We start from the raw sequence: 23,410 nt of genomic DNA on the forward strand, positions 1-23,410 counted from the left end.
AAAGGCTTATTTTTGTGGTTTTTCAGAGATCCACAATTTAATTGTGCCGCGAACAACCACATTACCATCGGTGTCATAGGCATTGACAGGAACCAGTAAGTCACCAACTTGCCATTGTTCGGGGGTGACTTCTGCAACACATAAAATATCACTGCCTGCCTTGGCGGTATAATCGACTGTCATTCCTTTTGGGATCCAGCGTAGGTGCTTAGGTATCGATGCTTCGGCCATCACACCCATTGCCATTTCTAAGCCATTACAAATAGCAATCACATGTACAGTTTTAATATGATTGTGCACCGCTTTGCGCTTTTTGATTAAACAAGCACAGCGATTGACTTTTAGTTCAGTAACGAGAGGCTTTACCGTGGCAAAATAGGGAGCCATACGTGACACCATAATCGAGAAAATTTTATTCCCGAATGGGTATTTGGTTACTTTGTTATATAAAGCTAATACATGGTTAGGCTTGTTGCTCATATCGATCCTTCTCTTATTAGAATTATTTTGACATCTGGTCTGATGAGTTGGTTTAGGTTAGTTTAACATCCTTGTAACGCCTTGCACATATGCCAAGGAAATTGAAAAAAGATTAATGACAGAGATTAGAGAATATCGAGGTATAATTTATTTAAATTAATGATGAGGCTTGAGAACTTTACTCATAGGCCTAGGTCATAGGACGCATCAAGAACATCATACAAGCTACCACTGAGTTAAAGCGCATGTTTTGACAAGGTAATGCAATTTTAAATAATTAAATTCAGCGTTTTATTAAGGATTAGCTTTGCAGCAACTATTAAATTTTTTCAAAGGAATGGCGATGGGCGCCGCGGATGTTGTACCGGGCGTATCAGGCGGCACGATTGCGTTTATCACAGGGATTTTAGATCCACTTTTAGACGGTATTCGAAAGATCAATCCGTCTTTGTTTGGAGTGATAAAACAACAAGGTATCAAAGCGGCTTTTTTACATATTAACGGTCCATTTCTAGTCGCTGTTTTCGGCGGTATTCTGACCAGTATTTTTACACTGGCTAAGCTCATCTCATGGTTACTGACAAATCATCCAATCCCTGTGTGGTCGTTCTTTTTTGGGCTTATTCTCTTTTCCGTTGTGCATATGCTCAAACAGGTGAGCAGGATTAATTTGATACGTTGTATCTTGTTTGTACTCGGTGTGGCGTTCGCCTGGTTTATCACCGTACTTAACCCTATTGAACTTGATGTCAGTTACCTTACCTTTTTCTTTGCAGGCTGCATTGCCATTTGCGCCATGATTTTACCTGGGATCTCAGGTAGTTTTATTTTATTACTTCTAGGACTTTATCCTGCGGTATTAGCGGCAGCTAAAAGCTTTGATGTGCTTATGCTTGCGTGTTTTGCATTAGGCTGTGTGGCAGGTTTATTGAGCTTTAGCCACGTATTGTCTGCCATGTTACGTAAGTTTCATGATGAGACATTGCTATTTTTAACTGGATTGATGCTGGGCACCTTAGGGAAAATCTGGCCATGGAAAGAAGTACTAACTTGGCGTGAAAATTCGAAAGGTGAGCAAGTCCCTCTAACTGAGCAAAATTTATCACCAATGCAGTTTGAGCAGTTAACTGGGGAGTCGTCACAACTGCTTGCCGCTATTGCCTGTTTATTGGTCGGTATTGGACTGGTGTGGGGCTTGGAAAAATTTGGTAAGCATTCTGCTAAGTAGGCAGACTAATATTGAGAATTGGCCGTAATGGGCTAATTCTCGCTAATGTTACTTTGAGAATAAATTAATTTTACTTTTTATTATAATTTAATGAGTTAAAGACTAATATTTAAAGACACAAGTGATCTCAATAGCATGACATGACGTAATGCTTATTAAGCCACAAGGAGTTGTATCGTGAACAAAGAAATCTTTAACCCTGAAAAAATTCAAATTGGTATTAGCAGCTGCCTATTAGGTCAAAAAGTGCGTTTTGATGGCGGCCATAAAAATTCTAACTATTGTAATATCGATCTAGCCCCATTTTTTGACTACATCAGTGTATGTCCTGAAATGGCGATTGGAATGGGGGCTCCACGAAAAAGTATACGTCAAGAGCGTGATGGCGATAAAATCTTCGTCAAAAGTGCAGACGGTTCAATTGATGTTACTGATAAATTAAACGAATACAGCGAAAAACGAGTTGGCGAGCTCGATTTTATTGGCGGATATATTCTCTGCGCTAAATCACCGACTTGCGGTATGGAACGTGTTATCGAATATAAATACGGCACCAATAACGGGACTAAAAGTGGCGTGGGTGTTTTTGCCAAAAAGCTGATGGACAAATATCCTCATCTTCCAGTCGAAGAAGAAGGGCGTTTACATGACCCTTTACTCAAAGAAAACTTCATTACTCGTGTTTATGCATATCATGAATGGCATTGTTTACAGGCTGAAGGTTGGACAAAGCACAAACTGATGCAGTTTCATGCTCGTTACAAGTATTTACTCATGGCGCATAGCCCACAATGGTATCGAGATTTAGGTCCAATATTAGCCAACATAGAAGATCTAAATGAGTCAGCTCAAACTTATTTTGAAGGGTTTATGACGGCGCTGAAACTTATCGCGTCACGAAAAAATCACACCAGCACACTGCAACATATTCAAGGATACTTTAAAAAGCATCTGTCAAAAGAGCAAAAGCAAGAGTTGAGCGAATCAATTATGAAGTACCGTGAAGGTGTGTTGCCTTTGTTGGTACCAATAACCCTGATTAACCATTACTTACGTGAGTACCCAACGCCATACATTGAAGGCCAGGTGTACCTAAATCCTCATCCTGAGGCATTACGACTACGTTACGCCTACTAAATTTATCTCACTGATAATATTAATAATTGTTCCTATTGAGATAGAGGCTTAATGATGAAAACACTCATTTGGTTTAGGCAAGACTTGCGTCTTGCTGACAACCTAGCGCTTTGTGAAGCATTTGCTTACGCGAAATCTGCGTTATCAAGTCCAACAAAAGCGAACAACGAACAAGTCGAAGCCTTGTATGTTGTCAGCACAGAGCAATGGCGCCGCCATGATGTTGCTCCTATTCAAATTGATTTTATTGAACGACATGTCAATATTTTAGCCAAAGGGTTAGCAACACTTGGGGTTAAACTTCACGTAGTGCACCTTCCTTTATTTGATGATGTTGTTGAGTGGATGCCATCGTTTTTGGCGCAACACCAAATAGAAAAAGTGTTTGCGACTCAAGAACCCGAAATTAATGAACGTCAACGTGATGAGAAGCTGCTTAAATTAGGACTTCCAATTGATTTTGTGGCTCAAGATTGCATTGTTAACGCTGGTTGCGTGAACAACCTATCAGGGCAAATGTATAAAGTTTTTACTCCCTTTTCTAAAAAGTGGCGTGAGATCACTGCAGGTATGGCTATAGCACCGCTTGCTGTTCCGAAACCAATTGCTGCGGCCTTACCCGAGCCAAGTGCAATTGTCTTTGATGCAGAAAAAAGTCGAGTCATCTTTGGCGTGCAGGGGAAGGAGAGGCAAAACGCATTTTAGAGCAATTTTGCTCTCAGAGTATTCAAGATTACCATTTAGAGCGAGATTTCCCTGCTTTAGACAGTACCAGTAAATTATCCCCCTATTTAGCGATTGGAGTGATTAGTGCTAAGCAGTGTTTAGCCTCTGCCCTTAATCGATTTCCTGAAGCGCTGTTGGACGACACTAGTCCTGCGAAAACTTGGATTAATGAACTGGCATGGCGTGAGTTTTATCGTCATTTATTAGTGGCTTTTCCAAGGCTATCAAAAGAAAAAAGCTTTAATGAGAAAGGAGATTCCGTTCAATGGCGGAATAACATTGAAGAGTTTTCTGCTTGGTGTGAAGGACGAACAGGTTACCCGATTGTTGATGCTGCCATGAGGCAACTTAATCAAACTGGTTGGATGCATAATCGATTAAGAATGGTGGTGGCAAGTTTTTTAACCAAGCACTTACTCGTAGATTGGCGGTGGGGAGAGCGCTATTTTAGACAACAATTAATTGATGGTGATTTAGCCGCGAATAATGGTGGTTGGCAATGGTCGGCAGGAACAGGTTGCGATGCACAACCTTATTTTAGAGTGTTTAACCCGATGAATCAAAGCAGTAAGTTTGATCCCGATGCGAGTTTTATTAAACACTATGTACCTGAATTGAAAGATGCGCTGCTAAAAACAATTCACCAACCTACCTTTACTAAAGACACTCAAATGTTTGATGATTTGTTTAGTGATAAGCAAGCCAAGTCAGTGAACTATCCTTCGCCTATTGTTGAGCACAGCTTTGCACGCAAGCGAGCTATAGAAGTATTAAGTTTGCTAAAGCGTTAATGCCTTATCTAATTTTTATCAATACAAGCCACTTTTAAGTGGCTTTTTTGTTGTTAACACTGCCTTTTCAAATCTAACTTAAACCAAAGTCATCAAAATAGTTCATTGCCTTTATTTGCGAGAGATCACAGTTTCAACTAGGTTAGTAACATTGACCATTTTTAATGATTGCTGGAATAGAATTAACAACATACAATAAACATATATTTTAAATGCATCTTTAAAGTAATTCCTCACGTTAAGTTAAAAGGTTTGAATATCATGCTAAATATTGACGATCCGGCAGAAACTGAAAATACCGCAGCAATATGGCGATTAGCATTTAGGCCTTTTTTCTTAGGCGGTGCGGCGTTAGCTATGCTTTATATTCCATTGTGGTTAATGGGTTGGTACATTCCCGAATACAGTTTGTTTAATAGTCAATTTTGGTCAAATGTATTGCCTTTATGGTGGCATCCACATGAACTGTTATTTGGCTTTGCAATGGCTATCGTGTGCGGTTTTTTACTGACGGCAGTACAAACTTGGACTAATCAACCTAGCTTGAAAGGGTCAATGTTGGCTTTAACATTTACCAGTTGGTTTTTAGCCAGACTATTGTTGTTATTGCCTTTTGATATTCCACTATTTTTACCTGCTTTTTTTGATAGCGTGTTTTTAGGCATTGCAGCCTTCACCATGTGGCGGAATGTTTATCGTGTGAAGCAATGGCAAAATATTGGTTTTTCTATCATGCTTACAGTGGCGCTTGTGGTTAATCTTGTGAGTTATTACGCATTACAAGAACGTAATTTCATTTTAGCTAATCAAATTTGGCAAGGAATGTTATTTTGGTTGGCTTTGTTGATTACGATAGTAGGTGGTCGAGTCATTCCTTTTTTCACGGCGATGAGAGTAAAGCTGCCAAAAGCTGAACCAATTTTTGCCATTGAGAAAAGCTTACTTGTGTTAATGATTACGCTTGTTATACAAGCCATTTTTAAAATCTTTCCAATAGCGGTTGAGCAAGTGCTATTGCTAAGTGCTGGCGTATTGCACTTAGTCAGAATCAGCCGCTGGTTACCGCACAAAACAGTGAAAGAGCCAATGCTATGGTCATTACATCTATCGTATCTATCCTTGCCTATTTCATTGTTGGGTTTAGGTTGGTTTATCAATGATGAATTTGCCTATCGGAGTTTATTGCACCTGTTTGCCATTGGCTGTTTAGCTTCATTGTGCTTATCAATGATTTCAAGGGTGTCACTTGGACATACCAGCAGAAACATTTATCAAGGTCCAAACATGGTATTAGCATTTGCGTGCCTACCTATTGCAGCTTTATTTCGAGCGGTGATGCCGCTACTTATGCCGGCTAATACACAGGTTTGGTTATGGATTGCGGGTGGCTTTTGGTTTACGGCCTTTGCGCTATTCGTTTGGCATTATAGTCCTATTTTATCTCGTCCAAGAATTGATGGACGACCTGGTTAATAGCCTGATGAGCTATGACATTTTATTACGTTGGAAGGAAAAACTGTGAATAAGCAATTAGCTTTGTTTAAACAACATAACAGCAAGGTGTTGGGGATGACTAAAAAGTGTGTAGCGAGTTTTGTGGCTGTATTGGGCTTAGCTTCATGCTTCGCTGCAAGCGCCAAAACAGATATCAATCAAACTAAGTTTCCTGACCAATATAAAACTTGGGCCGAAACAGAAGAGCAAACAGAGCGAGAAGATATGTTAGCAAGTTACCCTGCTAACATTATCTTATGGGCAGGCTCTTCATTTGCCAAAGAGTACCACAGTCCCCGTGGGCACCAATTTGCGGTTGCAGATGTCACCCACACATTACGCACTGGCGTGCCACCTAAGGAAGGTGAAAAAGGCACGTCAGCAAGCTGTTGGACATGTAAAACACCTGATGCACCTCGTTTAATTAAAGAGATGGGGTTTGAAGGGTATTCAGCGTCTAACTTTACAGACTTAGGTACGGAGATTAATAGTGTTGTTTACTGTACTGATTGTCATATAGATGGCAGTGCTGAACTCGCACTACCTCGTCCGCATGCTCAAAATGCAATGAGTAAAACAGGTATTCCTTTTGAAAAACAAGATGCATCAATGCAAGGGGCACAAGTATGTGGTCAATGTCATGTGACTTACTACTTCCAACCTGAAAAAAGTAACGTCGTTAACATGCCATGGATTTTTGGCAGTGATACTGACAACATTTTAAAATACTACGACACTCGCCGATTTTATGAGTGGATCCATCCTATTTCTAAAACGCCGATACTCAAGGCGCGTCATCCTGAGTTTGAACACTGGAGCCGCAGTAAACATGCAGAGGCTAATGTGACTTGTATTACTTGCCACATGCCAGTTGAAGAAAATGCAAAAGGTGAAGAGTTTACCAACCATAAAGTTGATAAAGCATTACCGCACTTTGATAAGACATGTATAGCGTGCCATGAAAGCAAAGAAGCGATCACAGCCCAACTTGATGCTGATAAGCATGAAATTGAAGCAATGGCTCGTGAGGTTGAAGGCTTGTTAGTGAAAGCCCATTATGAAGCGAAAGCAGCTTGGGATGCTGGTGCTAATTGGGAGCAAATGAATAGTGCGATTATGTCTATTAGGCATGGTCAATGGCACTGGGACTTTGCGATGGCTTCACACGGTTTATATGCCCATAACCCAGACGAAGGCCGTATGCTGCTGAGCCGAGCAACATCTCAAGCTAAAATGGCAAGAGCGGTACTTGCACAAGTATTAGCAGGTCTTAAAGTGGACAAGGTTGAGTATCCAGATATTAGCTCGAAAGAGTCAGCACATGCCGCTGTGGGAATTAATGAAGCTAAACTAAGTGAAGCTAAACAGATGTTTATTAAAGATGAAGTTGAAAAGCATTGGAACCCAATTGCGGTAAGAGGCTATCAATAAGCTATTCAGTCAATTTTGGCAAGCAGGTGAATCAATACTAAGTTTATCATTTAGCTGAATAGCATTAGTAAAAAGCACCTAGGGTAACCTAGGTGCTTTTTTTGATCTTTAGAAGCTAATTCAACGTACTTAAGGGTATATAAAATATTTAGGTTTTGTTTGATTATTTTTAAGACAAATCCAGTAACTAAGCTTATTATCAATAGATAACTACTCGTTTTAATTGCTTTTGTTTACTGTACTTCAGCTTTTAAAAATTAAACATGATGTTTAGTGAAATGGTTCAAGGAGAGTTAAATGCACAGTAGCACTAATACCGTTAGTGAGTTACCTGAGCCGATGAATTTCGATACGCCTGTTCAGGCGCAAATTGTTGATGACTTCATTAACATGTATCAACAGCTCAATAAGAATACTTTGCACCTTCTGAATCAGGTCTACAGTGAGAATATCGTGTTTCAAGATCCACTACATAAAGTAGAAGGATTAGCTGATCTGACCCAGTACTTTGCGAACATGTATGCCAATGTTGAGGCTATCAACTTTGATATACAGCAAGTAAGTGCCTCTGCAAGCCAAGCTTCAGTTTTTTGGATCATGACTTACCAGCATTCTAAGCTGAATCATGGCCAGCCTATTAATGTTGAAGGCATGAGCCATCTGCAATTCACAGATAAAATCTATTCTCACCGTGATTACTTCGATCTTGGCCAGATGCTATATGAACCCATTCCACTATTGGGAAAATTGATTCGGATGGTTAAGTCTAGGGCATCGTCATGAAAACCAATACAGCTAAACAGGAAGCGATTTTAATCACAGGTGCAAGTTCTGGTATTGGGCTTGCGTTAGCACGTCATTATATTGAGCTGGGATACCATGTGTTTGCGTGTGGTAGAAATGAGCAATCGCTCAACACCATTGGCGGTGCATATCCGTTAGTGTTTGATATCAATGATAAATATCAAATAGAACAAGCATCAATGCAACTTAGCACTATGCTGAATAATAAAGGATTAACGCTAACAACCGTTGTTCTCAATGCGGGGAGTTGTGAGTATATAGATAATCCGCTTCAATTTGATGGCGCTTTATTTGAAAGAGTGATTAACACTAATCTGATTGCAATGGGGTATTGTTTACAGTTTTTTTACCACTTATTGCTGCTCATGGCCGTATCGGTTTAATGAGCTCAAGTGCGACCTATTTACCTTTCCCTCGTGCGGAAGCTTACGGCGCGTCAAAAGCCGCTGTTAATTACCTTGCAAGTAGCTTGCGGTTAGATTTAACACAACACGATATTGGAGTCAGTGTGATATGCCCAGGCTTTGTATCAACGCCACTAACTGATAAAAACGATTTTTCGATGCCGATGAAAATCTCTGCGCAACAAGCGGCTATTGATATTTTTAGTGGATTGAAAAAAGGTCGTGATGAGATTCATTTCCCTAAACGTTTTACCTATATATTGAAATGTTTAGCTTGTTTACCTTCGGGATTGATTAACAATTTACTTGCGCCTAAAGCGCAGAAGCACACTTAAAATGGTTAAAACTGAGATTTTGACCTCTAGAACAGTATAAATGGTCTAAAACAATAATAATCATAAAGGATTAATATGAAAAAAATTGCAGTGGTTGGATCAGGTATTTCAGGGTTAACATGTGCTCATTTACTCAGTCAATTACATGAAGTGACTGTATTTGAAGTGAATGACTATATCGGTGGGCACACGGCAACAATTGATGTCGAGGTTGGAGGGAAACCCTACGCCATTGATAGTGGTTTTATTGTATTTAATGACCGTACTTATCCAAGATTTCAGAAATTAATGGCACGTTTAGATGTAAAGTCTTTGCCTACAGAAATGAGTTTCAGCGTTCAAAACACCCAAACAGGTTTAGAGTACAATGGCCACACGCTTTGGAGCATGTTTGCTCAGCGTCGTAACTTATTAAAACCTGATTTTTATCGATTTCTAGCTGAAATCGTTAAGTTTAATAATCAATGTAAAGCCATTTATGATGCAGAAGACTATCAAATTGACACGTTAGGCGAGTTTTTAGATAGCCAAGGGTTTTCTGATTTTTTCAGTGAACACTACATTTTACCTATGGGCGCCGCCATTTGGTCTGCCAGCATTAACGATATGCGTGCCTTCTCGTTACGATTTTTCATTCGATTCTTCCATCACCACGGATTGTTGAATATCAGCGACCGTCCGCAGTGGTATGTACTTGAAGGTGGCTCTCGTAGTTATATTCCTGCACTTATTGAACCATTCAAACAGCGCTTGTTTCTCAATTCTCCGGTAACGTCAATTGAACGTAAGCATGATGGGGTCAATATAAAAATTAACGATGGAGAAGTGCAGTACTTCGATGAAGTCATATTGGCTTGTCACAGTGACCAAGCGCTAGCTATGCTAACTGACGCTTCTGAAGATGAGCGTCAAGTTCTGGGGGCGATGGCTTATCAAGATAATGAAGTTGTATTACACACCGATGTGAACCTATTGCCAAAGCGAAAAGCAGCATGGGCAAGCTGGAATTATCGTTTACAAGGGGTTGATGCGAGTGATATTGCGAATAAACCCGCCAGTGTGACTTACAATATGAACATATTACAGCGTCTTCCTAAAGATGCCCCCACCTTTTGTGTCACCTTAAATCAAACTCATTTGATTGATGAGAGTAAAATTCTTCGCAAATTTAACTATGCTCATCCGGTATTTAATGAAGCGAGTATGGCAGCTCAAAAAGAGCGAAGCCGAATTTGTGGCGTGCGTCATACTCATTTTGCTGGTGCATATTGGTATAACGGCTTTCATGAAGATGGTGTGCGCAGTGGCTTAGATGTATGTAATAACTTCGGTATTAGCCTATGACATCAGTGGTAGAGTCTGACAAATTCCAAAGTGGTATTTACCAAGGAGAGGTAAGCCACAGACGGTTTACGCCTAAATCTCATTCTTTTGAATATGAGATGGCTTTGATGGCGATAGATTTAGATGAGGTTAACCAACTAGAAAAAGTCAGTAAAATTTTTGGTTTGTCGAAATGGAGTTTGCTGAAGTTTAATCCAAGTGATTATTTAAACAATCTTACTAGCCAATTTTCTAATGAAGCAGTGATTGAATTAATGGCAGATTGTGATGTTATGTCTCCTGAGGCTGGCTTAAAGCATCGAGTGCTTTGGACCATTACACAGTTGGGGGCTAGCACTCAATGTGACTCGGTTATCTTTGCTGGGCAAATCAGGCATTTTGGCTTTTACTTCAGTCCTGTTAACTTTTACTTTTGCTATCAAGACGGCGAACCTATCTATATGCTCGCAGAGGTGAGTAATACACCATGGGATGAGCGACATTGTTATTTAGTGGACCTGCAAGATACACAACACACTGATAAAGTGTTCCATGTTTCGCCTTTTCTTGATCTTGATATGCATTATCAATGGAAAATTACCCCACCCAGTAAGCGACTTAACGTCACGATTCAAAACCGAGATGACGCTAATAACAAACTATTTGATGCGAGTCTTTACTTAAAGCGTCGAACATTTACTGCCGCAAACATTCGCAAGATGTTGATAGGGTTTCCTATTATGACAGTGAAAATAATGTGGGGTATTTATTGGCAAGCTTTAAAACTGTTTGTAAAGCGGATCCCGTTTGTGGTTCACCCGCAAACTTAAATTAAACCAAATGACAACTTGTTACGTATATCAACATCATAATGATAAACAGATTAACGTAGGACGCGGAGAGTGATATGGAAAATACAGCAACAGGTGCCAACTTAGCTCAAGCAACTATTTCCGAAGGTTTTGCCAAGAAAATTTTATTAAGAGCATTAACGCATCTTTCTGATGGCTATTTAACGATTGTGAGCTCCGATGATCAAGCTAGCGCAGAACAAAGTGTGAGTTTTGGCAATTTTGATTCAGATTTACATGCCACTATCCAAGTCTCTCATCCTAGTTTTTACAAGCAAGTTATTTGGGGTGGTTCAATTGGCGCTGGTGAAGCCTACATCCAAGGGCATTGGTCCAGTCCAGACTTGACTAAAGTGGTTCAATTGTTTGCTCGAAACCTCGCACTTTTAGACAATATTGAGCGGTACTTTTCATGGTTTAGTGTTGGTGTTAATCGCATCAAACACGTATTCAACCGCAACTCTACATCAGGCTCTAAGCGTAATATTCTAGCGCATTATGATCTAGGTAATGCGATGTATGAGCAATTTCTGGATAAAGAAATGCTCTATTCAAGTGCGTTATATCCGCATAACAGCGCCAGCCTAGAAGAAGCACAACTACACAAATTGCACACCATTTGTGAGCGATTGGATTTAAAACCTGGCCAAACATTGCTTGAAGTGGGAACGGGTTGGGGAGCATTAGCGATTTACGCAGCGAAACACTTTGATGTCAATGTCACCACAACCACAATTTCAGACGCTCAGTATGAATACGCAGCTAACAGAGTCGAGCAAGAAGGCTTGAGTGATCGTATTACGTTACTTAAACAAGATTATCGATTATTGACTGGTGAATATGACCGGGTTGTATCGATAGAAATGATTGAAGCTGTGGGTCATGAGTATTTACCGAGCTTCTTTAAGAAGCTTGAAACCTTATTAAAGCCTGAGGGAAGAATGCTTATTCAGGCTATTACTATTGCCGATCAGCGCTATGACAGCTACCGAAAAGGTGTTGATTTTATTCAACGTTACATATTCCCTGGTGGTTGTTTACCATCAGTAAGTGAAATGAACAAACATGTTGCAAAACAAACCGATATGGTTGTTTGGTCAATTGATGATATGGGGAAAGATTACGCACAAACATTACTTCACTGGCATCAACGTTTTGATCACGCGCAGCAAAAAGTTAAACAGCTTGGGTACGGTGAAGACTTTATTCGTATGTGGAAGTTTTATCTAAGTTATTGCGAAGGTGGCTTTTTAGAGCGCACAACGAGTGCGGTGCATTTGGTGGCTGTTCGTCCCAAGTATCGTACTGCTTTAGCAAGCGGTGCTTAACAATGAAAAGCCATACTAACATTATTAATGCTTGTACATTTCAGGTTATTTGGTGGGCAGGTGTATTAGCCGGAAACCAATTAATTGTCATACCCGCATTGTTAATCGTATGGCATTTTGTGGTGAGTCAGCAAAAGAAGTGGGACCTTAAGGTTATGCTGGTAAGCGCCTTAGCGGGCTGTTTAGTCGACTCATTGCTGACGGTATTTGGAATATTTGAGTTCGCTTCATTCCCTATTTGGTTAGGGCTACTTTGGGCATATTTTGCTATCTCATTAAATTACAGTCTGGCACTGTTTAACCATTTGCCCGTTGCTATTCAAGCACTGCTAGGTGGCGTATTTGGCAGCTTAAGTTATATCGGTGGTGCTAACCTTGGGGCTGTGACTCTACCTCAAGGAACTGCTACAACGGCGATTGTATTGTTTGTAATTTGGTTTGTGTTGTTTCCATCTTTTTTGCATCTAGCAAAATCTATCGGTCTAAAGCAAGCTAAACACTATTCAAATAACGTCTTTAATCAGCTGTCATAAAGGAGGAAGGATCATGAAACTATATAGTAGAGCGGCAATGTTAACGTCATCAATAACGACAAAAAAACGTTGGTTAGCCAGTTTTAATATTAAACATGATACTAAGAATTCTTTGCGAACAATCGCTGCGACTTTATGCCTGACTCTGAGCCCATTTTCTTCAGCCGCAGTTACCGCTGATTTTGAAGCTGCAACGACAGCTATAACAGTTCAAGAATCAATGCCTGCGACTAAACAAGATACTAATGAATCAAGTGTGTTGAAAATGGTAGGGCAGGCAGATATGGACTTACTGTGGTTTTCTATTTATAGCGCAAAATTGATGTCTGTAGATGGAGAATACCAACAAGACCAATTTCCTTTAAAGCTTGAGATTGAATATCACCGCGATATTGATGCTGAAGATTTGATTGAAGCGACGGTCGACCAATGGCAGCACATAGGTATCGACAGTGAAGAAATTGTTCGATTACAACAGCAGATCGAACAAGCATGGCCAGATGTTAAGGAAGGCGATAGATTAAGTTTTATGATGCACAGCCAAGATAGAGGCCAGTTTTACTTCAATGAGCAAGCATTACCAATTATTCAAGAACCGGGGTTTGCTGCCGCATTTTTGGATATTTGGCTTTCGGAGCAAACCAGTAGACCAGAACTTAGACAGCAATTAATTGGAGCCAATAAATAATGACTCAACTAAATAGAATAAAGTCATTTTGCATAGCAACCTTGGCAGCTTTATCTTTAATGTCTTGCTCATCGGCTTCAATCGAGGATTACGATAAAACTACCCCTGTATTGGATTTGCAGCAGTTTTTTGCTGGTAAATTGACTGCTGCCGGCATTGTTCAGGATTTTTCAGGCACTGTGACTCGTAAATTTACAGTCTCGATGGATGCTAGCTGGCAAGATAATCAAGGTATTATTGACGAGCGATTTATTTATGATGATGGGGAAAAACAAACCCGAATTTGGCATATTACCGATTTAGGTAATGGCCAATATGAAGGAAAGGCTAACGATATTTTAGGTATTGCTACAGGCGAAGCTAAGGGCAGTGCGTTACGTTGGGCTTATGACATGAACTTGATTGTAGATGAGTCAGAATATGAAGTGCACTTTGATGACTGGATGTTCTTAGTGGATGAAAATACTATCATTAACAAAAGCGATATTATTAAGTTTGGGGTAACAGTTGCCCAAGTGACTTTGGTTATTCAAAAGCAACCATAGTTATTAAAAGAGTTATTTAAAAGAGTTATTTAAAAGAGTTATTAAAAAGCTAGCTAACTGTCTAAAATATCTATAGCAGATTGAGCAAAACTAAGGTTATTAAGAAGACAATAACCTTAGCAGTATCGCAATTAGCCTTTTAATTTTGAATTATCAGGCTGTTTTTTATCGTAATATTCAAATGGAAACACATTTCTAATTCGTTGGGTTAACTTATCTGGCACGTTGGCTGATACGTGTAATCTGACATCACCTTGCTTTTCAGCACGTACTGTACAAGTTAACTTTTCAGCTTTTGCTATGGCTTTACACTCTCTTGAGAAACGTTCAGGTATTTTGCCCGAATGTTTATTCAGTTTCCCTTCTTTGAAATGCATTTCAAATATTGTTAGTCCACGAGAACCTGAAAAAATAAGTTTGTAAGCAATGACAAAAAAACTAATACAAAGAGGACTTTAAAACCCGTTTCAAGCATATATCGATCCTTTTAATTTCAATCCTTTAAAGACACACTATCAATAATAAAGATACTCCGCTGATATAAGATTGCAATCCATTTAGGGCATTAATACGTTGGATGACGGTTAGATCACATCGCTGAAGCACGACATTTGAAGCATCATTGAATACACAATTGATCTTGGGTCGTTATGTCTATGAAACTTAGTTACTATTAACTTATTCGAGTAAGCCATCCCAATTATTGATGAGTCAGTTTTTGAGTGTTGGTTAGGTACTTATTTTCGTTAAAAGGTCATGCTATGCACCGAGTTCAAGATGCCTCTCTTTTTCGTCAACAAGCTTATGTTAATGGTCAATGGATTGATGGGGATTCTGGTTTCACTCAAGATGTAATCAATCCCGCTACCAATGAGCTTGTTGCCTGTGTGCCACAACTTAGTGAATCACAAGTTCATTCTGCGATTAGCGCAGCGCAGCAGGCATTAGCCCCTTGGCAAGCGTTAACGGCTAAAGCACGCCAACAAATACTGCTCAAGTGGCATCAGCTTATACTGCAGCATAGTGACGACCTTGCCAGGATTATGACGTTAGAGCAGGGAAAACCCCTCGAGGAAGCTCAAGCTGAAGTGAATTATGGCGCATCGTTTATTGAGTGGTTTGCTGAGGAAGCAAAGCGTGTCTATGGAGAGACTATTCCGGGGCACCAAGCAGACAAACGCATATCCGTCATAAAGCAAGCCATAGGTGTGACTGCGGCTATTACGCCATGGAACTTCCCCTTAGCAATGATTACTCGCAAAGCAGCACCTGCATTAGCGGCAGGCTGCAGCATGATTGTTAAACCAGCACCACAAACGCCATTAACTGCACTTGCACTAGCCGAGCTTGCTCATAGGGCAGGAATTCCTAACGGGGTGTTTAATGTGGTTATCGGAGAGGCAAAGAAAGTAGGTCAAATCTTGTGTGAAAGCCATCAGGTAAGAAAGTTATCTTTTACTGGCTCAACAGCCGTGGGGGTTAAATTAATGCAACAATGTGCCCCCACAGTAAAAAAGTTATCACTAGAGCTTGGCGGCAATGCGCCTTTTATTGTGTTCAATGATGCAGATATTGAAGCTGCTGTAACTGGGGCTATTCAAGCTAAGTTTAGAAATGCTGGGCAAACATGCGTTTGTGCAAACCGTATCTATGTGCAATCAGGGATCATAAAACAGTTTACTGAGAAGTTCGTCAAAGTGGTTACAGCGCTTAATGTAGGCGATGGCTTTGATGTAGAGACTGATATTGGACCGCTGATAAACCAAGATGCCGTTGATAAAGCCAAATCGCACATTGCTAATGCCTTATCACTTAATGGCAAAGTATTAGTTGGTGGTAAGCCACTTACAGACTCTGGTCACTTTTTTGCTCCCACAGTGATAAGTGATTGCCAGCAAAACATGTTAGTAGCAAAAGAAGAAACCTTTGCACCCATCGCCCCTATTTTTGAGTTTGATGATGAAGCACAAGTGATAGAAATGGCTAATGATACAGATTTTGGTTTAGCTGCATATTTTTATGCAAACGACGTTAGTTTAGTTTATCGGGTTTCAGAGGCGTTAGAGTTTGGCATGGTTGGGGTTAATACAGGGCTGATTTCAACTGAAGTTGCTCCGTTTGGTGGGATTAAGTCTTCTGGTATTGGTCGAGAGGGATCCAGACACGGTTTGGATGAGTACCTTGAAATGAAGTATGTTTGCGTTTCAATATAAAGCGTTTCTCTTTTTATCGAGCGTTTAGCGTTACATGCAGTAGCGCGTTTACAGCAAATAGATTGAATACGTAACACTAACCGCTCAATTAACCGAATAATGTTTTATTAATAAAGCGGTTTAAGCGTTAGAGAATGTGATGCATAATTAAACACATCACCAATAACCAATTGAGAGCGATGCTTTTTTCTTTATTCGATATTTTAGCGCTTGTCTGTTTCTTCCTTTGTTGGGTGGGATACACCATTTTTGCTCGAAAAAAGCAAAAAATACTAACTGTATTGCTCGATGCTTACACCAACACCGAATTCATTGGATGGCAGAGGTTATGACCAAGGAGATCCGCGTAGGTGAAGCGTCTTTATTGGCCAATTTAGAACGAAATATCGCATTTTTTGCCTCGACAACCTTACTGGTCTTAGCAGGTGTGTTAACGCTGTTTGCGCAAGTAGAGCGACTTGAAGACGTCATTAGCTCGATACCATTTGCTGCAGAGCCCAATCATGCATTAGTGCAAGTTAAGCTCGCTTTGCTTGCGGGTATTTTTGTATTAGCTTTTTTCAATTTACTTGGTCAATGCGTCAATATGGCTTTTTGAATGTGATGATAGGCGCAGCACCCATAGACCCAACAGGTCAAAATAAAAATTTAGCTGCCTATTCCCGACAAATGGCCACTGTAGGTGATCAGGCTGCTCATTCCTATAATTATGGTCTACGCTCTTATTATTTCTCAATGGCGGCGCTGTGTTGGTTCTGGAACCCTATGCTATTGATTGTGGCGAGCTTGCTGGTGGTATATACCCTTTATCAACGAGAGTTTAAGTCTAGAGCGGTCAGAGCGATTACGGCAGCTCAAACTCATTTAGAGATTGCCAAAGCAGTCAAAGACAAAGCCCATGAAAGGTCAACGTTATAAGCTGTGACTATTTGATTGGGAGTGTTGAACTCCATTTTGTTGAAAAATAGACATGAAAAAGCCGCTTAAATTTCTTTAAGCGGCTTATCAAAATTGGTGGCCCCTCCCAGACTCGAACTGGGGACCTGACGATTATGAGTCGTATGCTCTAACCAACTGAGCTAAGGGGCCTACTTAAGTTAGTCGTCACTACCAAAAGCGGAGGGAAGTATACGAAGTTTATTGTTACTTGTCACCACTGAATTTGCCAGAAATTGACTTCTGAGTATCGTTTGGTTATCTGTTAAGCAATATAGGAAGGCTATTGAATAGATATTGCTGATTTATAACAACAAAAAAGCCCGCTTTATGCGGGCTTTTTAATCTTTCGATTATCTTAGTTCTATTAAGACTTACTCGTCTAAGAACGACTTTAAGATTTCTGAACGAGAAGGGTGGCGTAGTTTACGCAATGCTTTCGCTTCAATCTGACGAATACGTTCACGTGTGACATCAAACTGTTTACCGACTTCTTCAAGCGTATGGTCGGTGTTCATATCGATACCAAAACGCATACGTAATACTTTAGCTTCACGAGCTGTTAGACCTGCTAATACTTCGTGAGTCGCATTCTTTAAACTTTCGCTTGTCGCTGAGTCTAAAGGAAGCTCTAAGGTATTATCTTCAATAAAGTCACCTAAGTGCGAATCTTCATCGTCACCAATTGGTGTTTCCATTGAAATCGGTTCTTTAGCGATTTTTAACACTTTAAGAATCTTATCTTCAGGCATTAGCATACGCTCAGATAATTCTTCAGGTGTTGGCTCGCGACCCATTTCTTGTAACATTTGACGTGAAATACGATTTAATTTGTTAATCGTTTCAATCATATGTACTGGAATACGAATAGTACGCGCTTGGTCAGCAATAGAACGAGTAATTGCCTGACGGATCCACCATGTTGCATAAGTCGAGAACTTATAACCACGACGGTATTCAAACTTATCTACTGCTTTCATCAAACCAATGTTACCTTCCTGAATCAAATCCAAGAACTGTAAACCACGGTTGGTGTACTTTTTAGCGATAGAAATTACAAGACGTAAGTTTGCTTCAACCATTTCTTTCTTCGCACGACGAGCTCTAGCTTCACCGATTGACATGCGACGGTTGATGTCTTTAATAGCACGGATGATTAAGCCGGTTTCTTCTTCGATTGCAGCGAGTTTAGTGCTACAACGAACAACGTCTTCTTCAACCATTCTTAAGCCTTCAGCGTAAGGCTTATTACTGTCTTTTTCAGCGTGGAACCAAGCTAAATCAGTTTCATTGCCAGTGAAGAACTTAACAAAGTTTTTCTTTGGCATTTTAGCTTGTTCAACACAAAGCTTAAGGATTAAACGCTCTTGAACACGAACACGATCCATCATGGTGCGCATGCTTTTAACTAAGCGATCAAACTGTTTTGGGATTAAACGGAATTCTTTGAAAAGCTCGCCAATCACGAATAAAGCGCCAATGGCTTCAGGGTGATCACGACCTTTCTTTTCGATTACCAATAAGCCTTTTTCGTAAGCTTCACGTAATTGGGTGAATTTTTCTTTGGCTTCTTCAGGATCAGGACCTTTTGGACCTTCTTCTTCATCGTCCTCGTCATCACCGTCATCATCTTCGTCTTCTAGTTCTTCTTCTGATAACTCAGAGCCTACGTGTGTTGCTGTTGGCGCAACATCGTCATCATCTGGGTTAACAAAGCCTGAAATAATATCAGTTAGACGAAGTTCATCAGCTTCATACTTATCAAATTGCTCAAGAATCATCGCAATGGCTTGCGGGTATTCAGATACAGAGCTTTGAACCGTATTAATGCCTTCTTCAATACGTTTTGCGATGACAATTTCGCCTTCGCGGGTCAATAGCTCAACCGTTCCCATTTCACGCATGTACATACGGACTGGATCGGTTGTGCGACCTAATTCGCTCTCTACCGTTGCAAGTGCAGCAGCTGCTTCTTCTGCTGCATCTTCATCGGTGTTGTCCTCAGACATCATCATTTCATCGGCATCTGGCGCTTGTTCATAAACGCGGATACCCATGTCATTGATCATCTGGACAATATCTTCAATCTGATCTGAATCGACCATGTCAGCTGGCAAGTGGTCATTGACTTCAGCATAGGTTAAATAACCTTGCTCTTTACCTTTAGCAAGCAACAATTTAAGTTGCGACTGCGGAGTATGCTCCATAGATATCATCCAAGTTGGGTAACTGAAATAACGACTGGACACTAGCCGAAGCATAAGTGCCAAGCAAATCGTCAATTATAGCTGTATGAACTAAAGTACGCTAGTCCATGACATTGCTTTACTGAACATTTTTGAAATAAAAAATGTGCTTACGCAATGCCTTTCATGATAGAAATCAGCTTCGTTAGCTGAATTTTTTCAGCTTTTGTTAGAGTTTGTTTAAGACTCAGTTCTTGATAGCGCTGTTCAATATATTGATTGTTCAGCCAGATCAAGGTTTGCTTAAACTCCTGAACTAAGTTTTCATCCGCCACTTGGTGGTCCCATTGGGCCAATTTTATCAAGGCACTTTTTTGTTCGTGCTCTCGATACATCTCAAGTAGTTGTGCGCTGTTAAACTGTTGTTCACGAGTTAAGTTTAGCAAATCAATGAGCAATGCAATGCCAGGGATTTGCAAATGGGCTAATGCGGGTTGAGCAGCTAGGCCAAACCCTAATTCAGGACGTTGCACTAATAATGCAATTGCTAATCGCAATGGCGTACCACGACCTTGTAAGCCCTTTTTATTCATAGGCTGCTGTTGTTTAACAGCAAAACCCAATTTTTTCTTTAAATCATCTGCGCTATTCATACCAATTTTATGCGCAAGATTCTCTAAGAGTAAATTCTGAAGAACGGTATCTTGTACTCGTTCAATGAGTGTAATGGCTTGTTTGGCCAGTGCACTTTTATCTGTGCCATATTGGGCTGTTAATGTCTCAAATAAGAATGCGGGCAAGTCGAGCGCATCGAGCATTAATTTTTCAAAACCGTCTTTACCAACTTGACGAACCATCGTATCTGGATCTTCGCCTTGGGGTAAAAACATAAACCGAACCACATCACCTGGTTTTAATAAGGGCAGTGCAGTTTCAAGTGCACGCCAAGCAGCGGCTTTACCTGCTTTATCACCGTCGTAGCAACAAATGACTTCTTTAGCACTACGTACAAGTAACTGAAATTGTTCAGCTGTTGTCGCAGTACCTAATGAAGCAACAGCATAATCTACATCAAATTGGGCTAATGCAACAACGTCCATATATCCTTCAACAATCAACACTTGTTGTGGATCTCGATGACGCTGTTTTAACTCATAAAGGCCGTAAAGCTCGTTGCCCTTATGAAATATGGGCGTTTCTGGCGAATTCAAGTACTTTGGTGTTCCATCGCCTAAAACTCGACCACCAAAGCCAACTACACGACCTCTGCGGTCGCGAATTGGAAACATTAACCGATCTCTAAACCGGTCATAGCGCTTACCGTTATCGTTGGCGATTAGCATGCCAGCAGTAAGCAGCTTGTCTTGTGCCGCTTGGTTTTGACGGTATCTACCTAATAGACCATCCCAACCATCTGGCGCAAAACCTATTCCAAATTGTTCTACTACTTTTGAAGACAGTCCGCGAAAATCTAAATAGTCGATGACTTTTTGTTTGTCTGAGTGCTGGCGCAATTGACTTTGATAGTAAAGATTGGCTTCTTCCATCAATTGATATAAATCGCGACTCAAACCTTGATCTTTTTGGGACCCGTACCTTGTTCTCTTGGTACATCTAATCCCAATTTACCAGCGAGTTCCTCAATGGCATCAACAAACTCCAATCGATCATATTCCATAATAAAATCGATGGCATTGCCATGGGCACCACAGCCAAAACAGTGATAAAACTGCTTATCTTGACTCACGGTAAATGAAGGTGATTTTTCGCTATGAAAAGGACAACACGCAGAGTGATTTTTCCCTGCTTTTTTCAAAGGAACACGATGATCAATCAGATCAACAATGTCTGTGCGAGCTATGAGCTCATTGATAAAGTCACGAGGTATCGCCATAAATGCTATAGGTCTCGCATTACCATGTAGATAAAACAAACAAGCCGCGCAATAATGCACGGCTTATTCAACATTAAAATTTAACTAGTTTAATTTAGCACGAATTTGGCTGCCAATGGCACCCATATCTGCACGGCCTTGAACTTTAGATTTTAATGCTCCCATTACTTTGCCCATATCCGCCATGGATGATGCACCTACCTGAGCGATAGCTTCATCAATAATTGCCGCAACTTCTTCTTCTGTTAAAGGAGAAGGCAAGAAAGTTTCAATAACTTGAATCTCTTCTGCTTCAGATGCTGCTAACTCCGGGCGACCTGCTGACTCATATTGAGCAATAGAATCGCGACGTTGTTTTACCATTTTGGTTAAAACGGCTATTGTTTGTTCGTCAGTCAGAGTTTCGCGGGTATCCACTTCAATCTGTTTAACGGCAGACAATGCCATACGAATAGTCCCCAAACGTGCCTTATCTTTGGCACGCATGGCTTCTTTCATTTGGTCTTTTAGCTGTTCAACTAGGCTCATAATGAGATTAGTATAAACGTACGCGACGTGCGTTTTCGCGAGAAAGCTTCTTAGCTAGACGCTTAACAGCGGCAGCTTTTGCGCGCTTACGTGCAGAAGTTGGCTTCTCGTAGAATTCACGAGCGCGAACATCAGCTAAGATACCTGCTTTTTCACAAGAGCGCTTGAAACGACGAAGAGCTACGTCGAATGGTTCGTTTTCACGTACTTTAATAATTGGCATACGCCATCACCCCTTAGGTGTAGTTAATTTGGCACTACCATCAAAGGTAGATTAACCAAGGCTATTTAAAATGGTGCGAAATTCTACACCGATAATGATGCTTTTGTAAACCCCCTTTATGGGCGACTTTGTGTAATTGGCTTGTCATATTTTGCAGTTAGTCCCTTGATGACTGGAATAACCTCTCATCAAGAGGTAGAATTGCCGCCCTTACATTTTTAGGAAGATGAGCTGCTATGCGGGTTTTAGGTATTGAAACATCTTGTGATGAAACAGGAATTGCTGTGTTTGATGACGAGCAAGGATTGTTATCACATGCTTTATATAGTCAAGTAAAGTTACATGCTGATTATGGCGGCGTTGTACCTGAGTTAGCCTCACGAGATCATGTTCGTAAAATTGTCCCATTAATTAAGCAAGCGTTAAAAGAGGCCAATTCAACGGTCGATGACATTGATGGTATTGCCTTTACCAAAGGCCCTGGCTTAATTGGTGCTTTATTAGTGGGGGCATGTGTAGGTCGCTCTTTAGCTTATTCATGGGATAAACCTGCGATTGGCGTACATCACATGGAAGGGCATTTACTTGCGCCAATGCTTGAAGATGATGCGCCAGAGTTTCCTTTTCTTGCTTTATTGGTATCTGGCGGACACTCGATGCTTGTTAAGGTCGATGGTATCGGCCAATACGAAGTGTTAGGCGAATCAGTGGATGATGCGGCAGGTGAAGCGTTCGATAAAACCGCTAAATTAATGGGGCTAGATTATCCTGGCGGACCTCGCTTAGCTAAGCTTGCATCAAAAGGTGTCGAAGCGGGTTACAAGTTCCCAAGGCCAATGACAGACAAACCAGGTTTAAATTTCAGCTTTTCAGGTTTGAAAACATTTACTGCCAATACAATTGCTGCAGAGCCAGATGATGAACAAACACGTGCTAATATTGCGCGTGCGTTTGAAGAAGCGGTAGTGGATACGCTTGCGATAAAATGTCAACGAGCCCTTAAATTAACCGGTTATAACCGACTTGTCGTCGCAGGTGGAGTCAGCGCCAATACTCGTTTAAGAGAAAATCTCGCGACTATGATGAAAAAGCTCAATGGTGAGGTATTTTATCCGCGTGGTGAATTTTGTACCGATAATGGTGCTATGATTGCTTTCGCTGGTCTACAGCGCCTAAAAGCAGGACAAACCGAAGATTTAGAAGTGAAAGGTCAGCCTCGCTGGCCTTTAGATACTTTAGATGCCATTTAATATTTATAACGTGTAATAGGCTTGGTGCTTTAAATGTAAGCGGCTAAAGTACCCGTAAAAAAACCTAAGCTACGGCTTAGGT

General features: G+C 40.6%; 17 protein-coding genes, 1 tRNA gene and 5 pseudogenes. 16 read left to right on the forward strand and 7 right to left on the reverse strand.

The window, feature by feature from the left end:
• Positions 1-6: 6 nt before the first annotated feature.
• Positions 7-480 carry a hotdog fold domain-containing protein gene (locus ACGEDC_RS14335; RefSeq protein WP_055024269.1) on the reverse strand — a complete coding sequence of 158 codons (474 nt, stop codon included), beginning with the start codon at positions 478-480 and terminating at the stop codon, positions 7-9.
• A gap of 337 nt (positions 481-817) precedes the next feature.
• On the opposite strand from ACGEDC_RS14335, the gene ACGEDC_RS14340 reads away from it, so the two are divergent.
• The 13 genes and pseudogenes from ACGEDC_RS14340 (at position 818) to ACGEDC_RS14400 (ending at position 14,098) form a co-directional block, all read left to right on the forward strand.
• The gene (locus ACGEDC_RS14340) at positions 818-1,708 is read left to right on the forward strand and encodes a DUF368 domain-containing protein (protein ID WP_394498355.1); all 891 of its coding nucleotides are present in this window, start codon (positions 818-820) and stop codon (positions 1,706-1,708) included.
• A gap of 177 nt (positions 1,709-1,885) precedes the next feature.
• Complete coding sequence (locus tag ACGEDC_RS14345; protein WP_372037444.1) at positions 1,886-2,845, forward strand: YbgA family protein; 960 nt, start codon at positions 1,886-1,888, stop codon at positions 2,843-2,845.
• A gap of 51 nt (positions 2,846-2,896) precedes the next feature.
• Positions 2,897-4,362: pseudogene (gene phrB / locus ACGEDC_RS14350) on the forward strand (deoxyribodipyrimidine photo-lyase).
• A gap of 261 nt (positions 4,363-4,623) precedes the next feature.
• Positions 4,624-5,835, forward strand: coding sequence for an NnrS family protein (locus ACGEDC_RS14355; protein ID WP_394494044.1), 1,212 nt, complete (start codon positions 4,624-4,626; stop codon positions 5,833-5,835).
• A gap of 96 nt (positions 5,836-5,931) precedes the next feature.
• Entirely contained in the window at positions 5,932-7,287 is a 1,356-nt protein-coding gene (locus ACGEDC_RS14360; RefSeq protein WP_394498357.1) for an ammonia-forming cytochrome c nitrite reductase subunit c552, read from the forward strand.
• Between the two features lie 339 nt (positions 7,288-7,626).
• The gene (locus ACGEDC_RS14365) at positions 7,627-8,070 is read left to right on the forward strand and encodes a nuclear transport factor 2 family protein (protein ID WP_055024364.1); all 444 of its coding nucleotides are present in this window, start codon (positions 7,627-7,629) and stop codon (positions 8,068-8,070) included.
• Positions 8,067-8,830: pseudogene (locus ACGEDC_RS14370) on the forward strand (SDR family NAD(P)-dependent oxidoreductase). The gene ACGEDC_RS14365 and the pseudogene ACGEDC_RS14370 overlap by 4 nt, the downstream one beginning before the upstream one ends.
• Positions 8,831-8,905: 75 nt before the next feature.
• On the forward strand, positions 8,906-10,174 hold the full coding sequence (locus ACGEDC_RS14375) for an NAD(P)/FAD-dependent oxidoreductase (protein WP_394494046.1): 1,269 nt from the start codon (positions 8,906-8,908) through the stop codon (positions 10,172-10,174).
• Positions 10,171-10,983, forward strand: coding sequence for a DUF1365 domain-containing protein (locus ACGEDC_RS14380; protein WP_394494048.1), 813 nt, complete (start codon positions 10,171-10,173; stop codon positions 10,981-10,983). The genes ACGEDC_RS14375 and ACGEDC_RS14380 overlap by 4 nt, the downstream gene beginning before the upstream one ends.
• Positions 10,984-11,060: 77 nt before the next feature.
• Positions 11,061-12,332, forward strand: coding sequence for a class I SAM-dependent methyltransferase (locus ACGEDC_RS14385; RefSeq protein WP_394494050.1), 1,272 nt, complete (start codon positions 11,061-11,063; stop codon positions 12,330-12,332).
• 2 nt (positions 12,333-12,334) lie between these two features.
• A complete protein-coding gene (locus ACGEDC_RS14390; RefSeq protein WP_394494053.1) occupies positions 12,335-12,865 on the forward strand; it encodes a DUF2878 domain-containing protein in 531 nt (176 codons plus the stop codon).
• A 13-nt stretch (positions 12,866-12,878) separates the two neighbouring features.
• Positions 12,879-13,553, forward strand: a complete 675-nt coding sequence (locus ACGEDC_RS14395; RefSeq protein ID WP_372037440.1) for a chalcone isomerase family protein — start codon at positions 12,879-12,881, stop codon at positions 13,551-13,553.
• Positions 13,553-14,098 (forward strand): DUF3833 domain-containing protein, encoded by a 546-nt coding sequence (locus tag ACGEDC_RS14400; protein ID WP_065109014.1) that lies wholly within the window; start codon positions 13,553-13,555, stop codon positions 14,096-14,098. Before ACGEDC_RS14395 ends, ACGEDC_RS14400 begins: the two co-directional genes overlap by 1 nt.
• Positions 14,099-14,229: 131 nt before the next feature.
• Here ACGEDC_RS14400 and ACGEDC_RS14405 read toward each other — a convergent pair.
• A pseudogene (locus ACGEDC_RS14405) lies at positions 14,230-14,573 on the reverse strand (DUF3634 family protein).
• 286 nt (positions 14,574-14,859) lie between these two features.
• On the opposite strand from ACGEDC_RS14405, the gene ACGEDC_RS14410 reads away from it, so the two are divergent.
• Together ACGEDC_RS14410 and ACGEDC_RS14415 are read left to right on the forward strand one after the other, a co-directional pair.
• A complete protein-coding gene (locus ACGEDC_RS14410) occupies positions 14,860-16,311 on the forward strand; it encodes an NAD-dependent succinate-semialdehyde dehydrogenase (RefSeq protein WP_394494056.1) in 1,452 nt (483 codons plus the stop codon).
• A 229-nt stretch (positions 16,312-16,540) separates the two neighbouring features.
• Positions 16,541-17,229 (forward strand): annotated as a pseudogene (locus tag ACGEDC_RS14415) (DUF599 domain-containing protein).
• 94 nt (positions 17,230-17,323) lie between these two features.
• Here the strand turns inward: ACGEDC_RS14415 and ACGEDC_RS14420 are convergent.
• From ACGEDC_RS14420 to rpsU, 5 genes and pseudogenes are all read right to left on the reverse strand, one after another.
• Positions 17,324-17,400: transfer RNA gene (locus ACGEDC_RS14420), tRNA-Ile, on the reverse strand.
• A 221-nt stretch (positions 17,401-17,621) separates the two neighbouring features.
• Positions 17,622-19,454 carry an RNA polymerase sigma factor RpoD gene (rpoD, locus tag ACGEDC_RS14425; RefSeq protein WP_055024255.1) on the reverse strand — a complete coding sequence of 611 codons (1,833 nt, stop codon included), beginning with the start codon at positions 19,452-19,454 and terminating at the stop codon, positions 17,622-17,624.
• 149 nt (positions 19,455-19,603) lie between these two features.
• Positions 19,604-21,327, reverse strand: a pseudogene (dnaG, locus tag ACGEDC_RS14430) (DNA primase).
• Positions 21,328-21,411: 84 nt separating this feature from the next.
• Positions 21,412-21,855 (reverse strand): GatB/YqeY domain-containing protein, encoded by a 444-nt coding sequence (locus ACGEDC_RS14435; RefSeq protein ID WP_055024253.1) that lies wholly within the window; start codon positions 21,853-21,855, stop codon positions 21,412-21,414.
• Positions 21,856-21,862: 7 nt separating this feature from the next.
• Positions 21,863-22,078, reverse strand: coding sequence for a 30S ribosomal protein S21 (rpsU, locus tag ACGEDC_RS14440; RefSeq protein ID WP_055024252.1), 216 nt, complete (start codon positions 22,076-22,078; stop codon positions 21,863-21,865).
• Positions 22,079-22,314: 236 nt separating this feature from the next.
• Between rpsU and tsaD the strand changes: the two genes are divergently transcribed.
• Positions 22,315-23,328 carry a tRNA (adenosine(37)-N6)-threonylcarbamoyltransferase complex transferase subunit TsaD gene (gene tsaD, locus ACGEDC_RS14445; RefSeq protein ID WP_394494060.1) on the forward strand — a complete coding sequence of 338 codons (1,014 nt, stop codon included), beginning with the start codon at positions 22,315-22,317 and terminating at the stop codon, positions 23,326-23,328.
• Positions 23,329-23,410: the final 82 nt, after the last annotated feature.

It is taken from the genome of Shewanella sp. ENK2, from assembly GCF_043568515.1.
In the GTDB taxonomy this organism is placed as follows: Bacteria; Pseudomonadota; Gammaproteobacteria; order Enterobacterales; family Shewanellaceae; genus Shewanella; species Shewanella japonica.

What these genes read in the sequence shown, in the direction of transcription:
- ACGEDC_RS14360 (WP_394498357.1), top strand. Translation starts at nt 5,932, where the DNA reads ATGACTAAAAAGTGTGTAGCGAGTTTTGTGGCTGTATTGGGCTTAGCT.
- ACGEDC_RS14400 (WP_065109014.1), top strand. Translation starts at nt 13,553, where the DNA reads ATGACTCAACTAAATAGAATAAAGTCATTTTGCATAGCAACCTTGGCA.
- tsaD (WP_394494060.1), top strand. Translation starts at nt 22,315, where the DNA reads ATGCGGGTTTTAGGTATTGAAACATCTTGTGATGAAACAGGAATTGCT.
- ACGEDC_RS14435 (WP_055024253.1), bottom strand. Translation starts at nt 21,855, where the DNA reads ATGAGCCTAGTTGAACAGCTAAAAGACCAAATGAAAGAAGCCATGCGT.
- ACGEDC_RS14390 (WP_394494053.1), top strand. Translation starts at nt 12,335, where the DNA reads ATGAAAAGCCATACTAACATTATTAATGCTTGTACATTTCAGGTTATT.
- ACGEDC_RS14340 (WP_394498355.1), top strand. Translation starts at nt 818, where the DNA reads ATGGCGATGGGCGCCGCGGATGTTGTACCGGGCGTATCAGGCGGCACG.
- ACGEDC_RS14385 (WP_394494050.1), top strand. Translation starts at nt 11,061, where the DNA reads ATGGAAAATACAGCAACAGGTGCCAACTTAGCTCAAGCAACTATTTCC.
- ACGEDC_RS14395 (WP_372037440.1), top strand. Translation starts at nt 12,879, where the DNA reads ATGAAACTATATAGTAGAGCGGCAATGTTAACGTCATCAATAACGACA.
- ACGEDC_RS14410 (WP_394494056.1), top strand. Translation starts at nt 14,860, where the DNA reads ATGCACCGAGTTCAAGATGCCTCTCTTTTTCGTCAACAAGCTTATGTT.
- ACGEDC_RS14380 (WP_394494048.1), top strand. Translation starts at nt 10,171, where the DNA reads ATGACATCAGTGGTAGAGTCTGACAAATTCCAAAGTGGTATTTACCAA.
- ACGEDC_RS14365 (WP_055024364.1), top strand. Translation starts at nt 7,627, where the DNA reads ATGAATTTCGATACGCCTGTTCAGGCGCAAATTGTTGATGACTTCATT.
- ACGEDC_RS14335 (WP_055024269.1), bottom strand. Translation starts at nt 480, where the DNA reads ATGAGCAACAAGCCTAACCATGTATTAGCTTTATATAACAAAGTAACC.
- rpoD (WP_055024255.1), bottom strand. Translation starts at nt 19,454, where the DNA reads ATGGAGCATACTCCGCAGTCGCAACTTAAATTGTTGCTTGCTAAAGGT.
- ACGEDC_RS14355 (WP_394494044.1), top strand. Translation starts at nt 4,624, where the DNA reads ATGCTAAATATTGACGATCCGGCAGAAACTGAAAATACCGCAGCAATA.
- rpsU (WP_055024252.1), bottom strand. Translation starts at nt 22,078, where the DNA reads ATGCCAATTATTAAAGTACGTGAAAACGAACCATTCGACGTAGCTCTT.
- ACGEDC_RS14375 (WP_394494046.1), top strand. Translation starts at nt 8,906, where the DNA reads ATGAAAAAAATTGCAGTGGTTGGATCAGGTATTTCAGGGTTAACATGT.